This is a genomic window from Lapillicoccus sp., from assembly GCF_046595215.1.
In the GTDB taxonomy this organism is placed as follows: domain Bacteria; phylum Actinomycetota; class Actinomycetes; order Actinomycetales; family Dermatophilaceae; genus Lapillicoccus.
In genome coordinates, this window is sequence record NZ_JBKJPP010000168.1 from 1 (window position 1) to 8,891 (window position 8,891).

Here is an 8,891-nt window from a genome sequence, read left to right on the forward strand (position 1 = left end):
CTGGACCGGGCTCAGCGAGCTCGCCGTCAAGGGCGCCCTGGGGATCGTATGGAGCGGCGCCGCCGGGTCGTCGGCGACGGCCACCATCGACAACATGTTGCTGACGGACGGTTGACCCCCCTGGCGAATCACGGCTTCGTTTTCTGAGGGTCGGTCGGCGTGCGATCGCCCTACGGGATTACAGCGACGTGGCCGCCTCTGGTGAAGTCGTCTGGCACGCGTAGTGGGGGATGAGCCGGACGCACCGGCCGATCCCCCACAACCTCACACCGAACGACGAAAATCATCAGCAGAAATCGTCAGCGGCGGCCCCCGACGTCACCCGCGGTGGATCAGGTCTGAGTGGTGTCGACATTGAGTTTTCGATGAGGGAGAACGGGGGTCACGGCGTGATCACGATGATCCTCAGCGCTCAGGGCACCGTCATGACGGCGCCCTGAGCGCTGGGCCGGACCAATCGGCCACAGGAAAGCCTGCGGTCGAAGCCATAGGCAACCGGCGCGTTGAGGGAGGAGACTGCACACTGGACGTGCACAACTGCAGTCCAGTACCTCCTCAGGTTCATGGAGGCTCGGGTGGTCACATCTGACGCGGTGGGAGGGGACAGGCGACTGCTGCCCGATGTCGCGCTGGCCGAGACCCGGGAGCAGCTGGCTGCGACCGGCGAGATCCTGTCGGTCCTGGCCGCCGCCTCGTCCTCGCAGGAGGAGGTCTTCGAGGCCGTCGTGACCAACGCCCGAAGGCTGTGCCGGGCTGATGTCGCCCAGATCCACATCCTCAGGGGACACGAGCTGCGGCTGGGCAGGGCAGTGGGCCTGACGAGCGAGTACGTGGCCTTCGCCGCCGGCCACCCGACGGCCCTCGATCGAGCCACGCTGGCGGGTCGGGTAGCCCTCGACCGGTCCACCCAGCACATCACCGATGTCCTCGCCGACCCCGAGTACGGACGCGCGGACTTTCAGCGACTCGGCGGCTACCGCTCGATCATGGGGGCCCCGATGGTCATCGGCGACGAGGTGGTCGGTGTCCTGTCGGTGTGGAGGACGGAGGTGGAGCCCTTCGAGGACCGGGTCGCGTCCGTGCTCGCGACGTTCGCCAACCAAGCGGCGCTCGCCGTCCGCAACGTCGAGCTCTTCACCGCCTTGGAGATCAGATCCGTCGAGCTGGCCCGGAAGGTGGACCAGCTGGAGGCGCTTGCGGAGATCGGCAAGGTCATCGGCTCCACGCTGGATCCGGACGCGGTCCTGTCGACGATCGTCAGTCATGCCGTCCAGCTGTCCGAGGCCGACGGCGGGTCGCTGATGGAGTATGACGAGAGCACGCGGCTCTTCCGTGTGCGGACCGCCTACGGCACGAGCGAGAGTGTCCTCGATGCCTTGCGCAACATCCGGATCCACGCCGACGAGACCTTGGTGGGCCGCGCCGCGTCCGCCCGCACCACCCTCCAGGTCCCGGACCTGGGCCAGGTCGACCTTGACCCACACCTCACCGTGCTCTTCGACGACGGGTGGCGCTCAGTCACGGTGATTCCGCTGCAACGACCCGACCGCGTGGTGGGCGCCCTCGTCATCCGACGACGGCGCACCGGATCGTTCAGTGACGAGACGTGCGAGCTCCTGTCGGCGTTCGCCAGCCAGTCTGCGGTCGCCCTGACCAACGCCCGGCTCTACCAGCAGCTCGAGCAGCAGAGCGTAGAGCTCGCCATCGCCAGCCAGCACAAGTCGGAGTTCCTCGCCAGCATGTCGCACGAGCTGCGGACCCCCCTCAACGCCGTCATCGGGTTCTCGGAGGTGCTGCTCGAGGGGATGTTCGGAGAGCTCAACGAGCGGCAGGAGGACTACCTCAGAGACATCCGCGACGCCGGACGCCACCTGCTCGCGCTGCTCAACGACGTCCTCGACCTCTCGAAGGTCGAGGCGGGTCAGATGGAGCTCGAGATAACGACCTTCCCGGTGGGTCCGGCGCTTCAACACGTCCTCTCGCTCGTGCGAGAGCGGGCGGCTCAGCACGCGATCTCGCTCACCCTGGAGGTGGCTCGGGGGCTCGACCGGATCACCGCTGACGAGCTGCGCTTCAAGCAGGTTCTGCTCAACCTGCTCAGCAACGCGGTCAAGTTCACCGCGGACGGGGGTGCGGTGGCCGTCACGGCGCGACACGACTCCAGGGACCTCCTCGTGGCGGTCAGGGACAACGGTGCGGGGATCGCCCCCTCCGACCAGGAACGCATCTTTGACTCCTTCCAGCAGGGCGGCCGGTTCGCCTCGAGCGAGGAAGGGACCGGGCTCGGCCTGACCGTCACCAAGCGCATCGTCGAGCTCCACGGCGGCCGGATCTGGGTGACCAGCACGCCGGGAGAGGGAAGCACCTTCGCCTTCAGTTTGCCCCAGGCACCCGGCATACCGGCAGCCACTGGGGACTGGCGGACCTCGACCGTCATGGACGACCGACCTCCCGTCGTCGTCATCGAGGACGACGAACGGTCGGCCGAGCTCCTCGGCCTCCACTTAACCGCCGCGGGGCTGCGCCCTGTCACGGTGAGGGACGGTGAGGAGGGTCTGGAGGCCGTGCGGGCGTTGAGACCCGTTGCCCTCATCCTCGACATCAAGCTTCCCGGCATGGACGGCTGGGATGTCCTCCACGCGCTGAAGCAGGACGCCGCGATCGCCGGCACCCCGGTCGTCGTCGTATCGGTGCTTCCGGAGCGCGGTCGGGGGTTTGCGCTCGGCGCTGCCGACTACCTCGTCAAGCCGGTGGCGAGAGAGGACCTCGTCGCCTCGGTCCGGCGCGTGGTTGCCGCCGCAACCGAGCAGGAGTCGGGCACGAGCATCGTCGTCATCGATGACGACCCGGACGTGTTGGAGCTGATCCGGGCGACCTTGGAACCCCTCGGCTGGGAGGTGTACGGCTGCGGGCGGGGGACGGACGCGGCCACGATGGTGGCCGCAGTGGTCCCGTCCGTCGTGCTGGTGGATCTCCTCATGCCCGAGACGGACGGTTTCGCCGTGATCGACGCCCTGTCCCAGGACCCACGCACGGCGCAGGTCCCGGTCGTCGTCCTCACCGCCAAGTCCCTCACCCCCGAGGACAGGCAACGGCTCGAGGGGCGCATCACCTTCGTGGCCTCGAAGTCCGACGTCAGCCTCCGCGTCCTCTCCCAACGGCTCGCCCGGGTGGCCCGCCGCGTCCCGGAACAGGAGGGGGGGTGATGACGCCACCGGAGGTTCTCATCGTCGAGGACAACGACAAGAACCTCAAGCTCGCCAGGGACGTCCTGGAGTTCGCAGGTTTTACGGTGCGGGTCGCCATGAGCGGCGAGGCAGCGGTCGCCGAGGCCCACCGCCGCCAGCCCGACGTCATCCTCATGGACCTCCACCTCCCGGGGATCGACGGGCACACCGCACTCGCGCTGCTGCGGGGGGACGACCTCACGTCGAGCATTCCCGTCGTTGCTGTGACCGCGTCAGCGATGGCCTCAGATCGCGACCACGCCCTCGCTGCTGGCTTCGACGGCTTCCTCGAGAAGCCGATCAGCGTCCGCGACTTCCCCGCGCAGGTGCGGCGGCACCTTCAGGCCGAAGGGTGAGCCGGATGGACACCGAGCCCGCAGTCATCCTCGTCGTCGACGACCTGGCGCAGAACCGCAAGCTCATGGATGCGATCCTCTCCCCTCGCGGGTACGTCCTCCTTGAGGCGTCCTCGGGGGAGGAAGCCCTGGGCCTCCTCGCGGAACGCACGCCGGACCTCATCCTGCTCGATGTGCTCATGCCCGGCATCGACGGCTACGAGACCTGTCGCCGGATCCGCGCCACTCCCGCGACGGCCTTCCTCCCCGTGGTCATGGTCACCGCCAGCGGATCGGCGGAGAAGGTCCGCGCGACGGAGGCCGGCGCTGACGACTTCATCAACAAGCCACTCGACCAGGCCGAGCTGCTGGCCCGCGTCCGGTCGCTCGTCAGGGTCAAGCGCTACCAGGACACCGTCATCGCACAGGCCGCCGAGCTCGCGGCGTGGAACCGCGAGCTCGAGTCCCGCGTCAGCGCCCAGGTCGAGCGACTCGACCGCTTCGGACGTCTCCGGAGGTTTCTCTCGCCGCAGATCACCCGGCTCATCCTCGACACCGGCGACGAGTCCTTCCTCACGAGCCACCGGCGGGAGATCATCGCGGTCTACTGCGACCTCCGCGGCTTCACGTCGTTCGCCGAGACGTCCGACCCTGAAGAGGTCATGTCGGTGCTCGGCGAGTACCACCAGGCGTTGGGAGACCTCGTCTTCCTGTACGAGGGGACGCTGGAGCATTTCGCGGGCGACGGCCTCCTCGTATTCTTCAACGACCCCGTTCCATGCCCCGACGCCCCGGCGCGGGCGGTTCGGATGGCCGTCGACATGCGCACCAGCGTCACGCGGCTCGCCGAGGGATGGCGACGGCACGATTACGAGCTCGGGTTCGGGGTGGGGATCGCACGCGGGTTCGCAACACTCGGTCGGATCGGTTTCGAGGGCCGCTACGACTATGCCGCGATCGGCACAGTCACGAACCTCTCGGCCCGGCTCTCCTCGTATGCGACCGCCGGACAGATCCTCGTCACCCAACGCGTCCTTGCGGGTGCTGACGGCGTCGCCGTCAGCCGGCCCGTGGGATCTCTCCCCCTACGGGGTTTCAGTAAGCCGGTGATCGCCCACGAGATCGTCGGCCTGATCGAGAGCACGGTGGTCCCATGACCCGTCCCGTTGTCCCGCTGACCTTGGCCGACCTCGACGAGCAGGCCCGCAACGACGTCTTCGACGAACTGCAGTCGCGCATGCCCCGTGTCTGGCGTGCCATGCGCCAGAACGAGCAGCAGGAGTCGGTCGTCATCGTGCCCTCGATGTCAGTCGACCGGGTCGTTGCTGGCTCCGGCGCGATGAACCAGGCCCTCGAGGAACGCTTTCTCTTCATGCTGCTCCTCCTGCGCCAGCCCCGCCTTCAGATGATCTACGTGACCTCCATGCCGATCAACCCCTCGATCATCGAGTACTACCTGTCGCTCCTCCCCGGAGTCATCCCCAGTCATGCCCGGGCGCGCCTTCTCCTCGTCGCGGTCGGTGACTCGTCTGGGACCCCGCTCACCGAGAAGCTCCTGGCCCGTCCCCGGGTGCTCGGCCAGATCCGCAACCTCATCCCGGACACCCAGCTCTCGCACCTCGTGCCCTACAACACCACCCCTCTCGAACGTGACCTCGCTGTCTTGCTCGGAATCCCCATGTATGCCGCGGACGCCCGGCTGTTCCACCTGGGCACCAAGAGCGGGTCGCGGCAGGTCTTCGCCGAGGCCGGGGTCTCCCATCCTGCGGGCTCGGAGGACCTCCGTTCCTTCGACGACCTGGTGTCGGCTCTCGCCCAGCTTCGGGCCAGCAGACCGCAGGCAACCGCGGCGATGGTCAAGCTCAACGAGGGCGTCTCCGGCTCGGGCAACGCGGTGATCGACCTCGTCGGGCTCCCCGTCCCGGGCCGCCCCGGTGAGTCCGATGCGCTGGGCCGACGGGTCCGGAAAATGGTCCTGGAGGACCTCCGGATCAGCGTCGACGTCTTCCTCGACAAGCTGACCCATCGGGAGGGCATCGTTGAGGAGCGCATCGACGGCGACGAACTGCGCAGCCCGAGCGTGCAACTGCAGGTCACGCCGCTCGGTGAGGTCGAGCTGCTCTCGACCCACGACCAGGTGCTCGGTGGGCGGACGGGTCAGTCCTATCTCGGCTGCCGGTTTCCCGCGGACCCGGCATACGCGCGGCTCATCACCGATGCGGCTAAGAAGGTCGGCGCTGTCCTCGCCGGCCGTGGTGTCCTCGGCCGCTTCGCCCTCGACTTCGTGGTGGTCCGGACCGGAGGAACGTGGCGAGCCCACGCCATCGAGATCAACCTCCGCAAGGGTGGCACAACCCACCCCTTCCTCACACTCCAGTTCCTGACGGACGGTCACTACGAGCCGGACAGTGCCCGCTTCCTCACGCCTCGGGGGGAGGAACGACACCTCGTCGCCACCGACCACCTCGAGGACCCGTTGCTGCGGGGGCTTCGGGTCGACGACCTCTTCGACCTCGTCGCCCGCGCCGGTCTGCACTTCGACCAGTCCCGGCAGACCGGTGTGGTTTTCCACATGATCAGCTGCCTCACCGAGGTCGGCCGGTTGGGGATGACCGCCATCGCCGAGTCGCCCGAGGCGGCCCAGGTGCTGTACGAGGACGCAGAGAGACGGCTCCTCGACGATGCGGCCCTCGCCCTGCGGCCTCAGCCACTTCTCGGTTGAGACTCTCCCCTCACGGATCGATGAGATCCGCGTGGAGGAGCGCCTCGAGGACGGCTCGCCGCCACGGGAATGGGCCGGACCCCGTCCGGCACGACGCACCACCGCAGCTGCACTCCCAGACCCACCTGCCCTTGACGAGCCGCCGTACGCGCGGGTGGTGGTGCGCATGGTCGACGTGACGGCGCTGGTCGGTGTTCATGACGTGCCTCCGAATCGTTGGTTTGTGGGCCGGCCTGTACCCGTCCGGCCGATCCCACGGTCGTCGCAATGACGCCGGCGGTCTGTGCCACGCGTGACACCCAGCGGGTGTACCCCGCCACACAGCCAGGTGAGCGATGCCCAGTCGTGCAGCGAACCGGCTCAACGGCGTTGCCCGACCTCACTGCGCGTGCTGCACTGGGACATGACATGGCGGCTGCTCGAATCGCTGACAGAGGTGGAGCGTCGGATTTTGCTTTCGTCGACGCAGCGCCATCGCTACGCCCGTAGGGAGACGCTCTTTCATGACGGCGACCTCGCCGACACGATTCACTTCATCAGCGAGGGCCGTGTGGCCGTCCACCGCTCTACGCCAGCTGGTCACGTCGCGATGTTCGCCGTGCTCGGACCTGGTGAGGCCTTCGGCGAGATGGCCATGCTCGCGGCCGACCGGCGCCGGACTTCGGCCGCCGTCGCGCTCGAGCCGGTCATCACCCATACCCTGCGATTCGTCGAGTTCGACGACCTGTGTCGCGCGCATCCCCACGTCCAGCGCCTGCTTGTGGACCTGCTCTCGCAGCGCGTGGCACGCCTGTCAACCCACCTGCTCGAGGCGCTCTACGTCCCCGCGGACCAACGCGTCGTCCGCCGGTTGCTCGATCTCTGTGGGGAGTACGACGACGGGGCTGCGGCCCACGACGTCACCATCCCCCTGACCCAGGACGAGATCGCCGAGCTGTCCGGGGCATCACGGCCCACCACGAACCGCGTGCTCCGCGCTCTGGCGCGGGACGGGGTCGTCAGCCTCCACCGCGGCCACGTTGAGGTCCTCAACTGGGCAGCCCTGTTACGACGGTCACCGGTGCCCACCGTCGTCGGCTGACCTCCGGCGGTGGCCTAAAGCACACGGGCGGCGTGCGGCGGTGACGCACGTGGAGCCAGATGGCAAATCGCCAAAATATGGCCACGGAGCCTTCAGGGGTCGATAGCGGTGCTTCTGGAGCAGTTGATCGCTGAGGTCCAGAGGAGGGCTGGCAGCCCTTGGCCTGTGACACGCCCTGACCGGAGGGTGAGGGCCTTGGTGGAGCCGCCGATCGGAATCGAACTGATGACCTATTCATTGCGAGTTCGGGTCGTCCGCGCGGACCCCGATTTCGGGCTTGGCGGTTAGGTTCGCCGATGCCCACGCCGTGACGGACGCTAAGGGCTACACCGAGTCGACCGGGGGCACCACTGCGGCACGGTTGGGCGTCCAGCTTTGGGAGAATGGCCTACCGTTCCGCCCAGCGATCTGCATCGTCGCTGAACTGTCCGTGTCGAAGGATCTGCGTGCTGTGCCCGCCCACGTCCGGCCCGATGGCGCAGCGCCCGGGCAAGGGCGGGGTCCGGGCCGCCGTCCGCCGATCTTCCACTTCGAGAAGGAGCGCACGCTCGGCTGCTCGGCTGGCAGCGCCGTCACCCGGGATCGCGTTAATAGCGCCTGGCACCCCACCCAGGGCCTCGGCAAAGTCGGCGAATGAGGCTGTGACCTGCGGTTTTGTGCGGTGATGAGCGGTGTGGCGTGAGTGACGGGTACGGCCACTGGGGCTTGGATGGAAGTTCTCACGCTCACCACCACGCCGCGGACAACACCCGCCGATGCGGTCTGGGCCCACAACCCCTGCCCCCGGCGCAACTGCCGGGCCGGCCAGAGCTGTTGGCTCTGCTCTGGTCGGTGCCTGACCCTCAGGCTCGCCGCGGGGTGCGCCACCAGCTGCCGGTGATCCTTGCCGTGGGCTAAGCAGCGGTCCTGGCCGGTGCGCGCTCGTTCGCCGCAATCGGTGAGTGGGTCGCCGACCAGCATGAGCCAGCACTGGCACGGCTATGTGCGAGGAGTCTGGGGGTGTGCGACGTCCGACGAGTCGACGATCCGACGCGCGTTCGCGCGTGTTGATGCTGACCTGTTGGAACGGGTGATCGGGGCGTTCGTGTAGACCCGCACGCACGTCGTCGCTGGGCGGAGGGTGATCGCAATCGATGGCAGGACCGTGCGTGGTGCCCGCACCGCGAACGCGGTCGCCCCGCATCTGGTCGCCGCGTTCGACCATGTCAGCGGGGCCGTCCTGGGGCCCCGGCATCTTTCAACAGTTTCTCCAGCCGCTGGACCTCGCGGCCCCGTTCACGGGTGATCGCGGTCCGCGCCCGAGTCAGATCACGCAGGTGCCGGATCGGTTCGGGTGGGTCGAACAAGCCGCGGGTCAGTCCCGCCGTCAGTCCCGCCGTCAGTCCCGCCGTCAGTCCCGCCGTCAGTCACGCCGTCAGTCAAGGGAGTCTGGCCCTGCGGTCGTCCGCGCGTCCAACGGCAGCTCCAGGACCACCGTCGTTCCCTCCCCCTCGACCGAGGTCAGTCGCAGCTCCCCGTCGTGGTCC

General features: G+C 68.1%; 5 protein-coding genes and 1 pseudogene. 5 read left to right on the plus strand and 1 reads right to left on the minus strand.

Annotated features, from left to right (window positions below; all coding sequences use genetic code 11):
- Positions 1–575: 575 nt before the first annotated feature.
- The 5 genes from ACLL9L_RS14835 to ACLL9L_RS14855 all read left to right on the plus strand — a co-directional run bounded on the left by ACLL9L_RS14835 (position 576) and on the right by ACLL9L_RS14855 (position 7,365).
- Complete coding sequence (locus ACLL9L_RS14835) at positions 576–3,206, plus strand: response regulator (protein ID WP_411285432.1); 2,631 nt, start codon at positions 576–578, stop codon at positions 3,204–3,206.
- The gene (locus ACLL9L_RS14840; RefSeq protein ID WP_411285433.1) at positions 3,206–3,583 is read left to right on the plus strand and encodes a response regulator; all 378 of its coding nucleotides are present in this window, start codon (positions 3,206–3,208) and stop codon (positions 3,581–3,583) included. Before ACLL9L_RS14835 ends, ACLL9L_RS14840 begins: the two co-directional genes overlap by 1 nt.
- 5 nt (positions 3,584–3,588) lie before the next feature.
- On the plus strand, positions 3,589–4,719 hold the full coding sequence (locus ACLL9L_RS14845; RefSeq protein WP_411285434.1) for a response regulator: 1,131 nt from the start codon (positions 3,589–3,591) through the stop codon (positions 4,717–4,719).
- On the plus strand, positions 4,716–6,284 hold the full coding sequence (locus tag ACLL9L_RS14850) for a peptide ligase PGM1-related protein (protein ID WP_411285435.1): 1,569 nt from the start codon (positions 4,716–4,718) through the stop codon (positions 6,282–6,284). Before ACLL9L_RS14845 ends, ACLL9L_RS14850 begins: the two co-directional genes overlap by 4 nt.
- Before the next feature lie 451 nt (positions 6,285–6,735).
- The gene (locus ACLL9L_RS14855; protein WP_411285436.1) at positions 6,736–7,365 is read left to right on the plus strand and encodes a Crp/Fnr family transcriptional regulator; all 630 of its coding nucleotides are present in this window, start codon (positions 6,736–6,738) and stop codon (positions 7,363–7,365) included.
- Between the two features lie 1,229 nt (positions 7,366–8,594).
- Here ACLL9L_RS14855 and ACLL9L_RS14860 read toward each other — a convergent pair.
- Positions 8,595–8,726 (minus strand): annotated as a pseudogene (locus ACLL9L_RS14860) (IS110 family transposase); the annotation flags it as partial.
- Between the last annotated feature and the right edge of the window lie 165 nt (positions 8,727–8,891).

Bases quoted from the DNA above. Each gene is read 5' to 3' on its own strand.
- ACLL9L_RS14840 (WP_411285433.1), top strand. From the start codon at position 3,206: ATGACGCCACCGGAGGTTCTCATCGTCGAGGACAACGACAAGAACCTC.
- ACLL9L_RS14850 (WP_411285435.1), top strand. From the start codon at position 4,716: ATGACCCGTCCCGTTGTCCCGCTGACCTTGGCCGACCTCGACGAGCAG.
- ACLL9L_RS14845 (WP_411285434.1), top strand. From the start codon at position 3,589: ATGGACACCGAGCCCGCAGTCATCCTCGTCGTCGACGACCTGGCGCAG.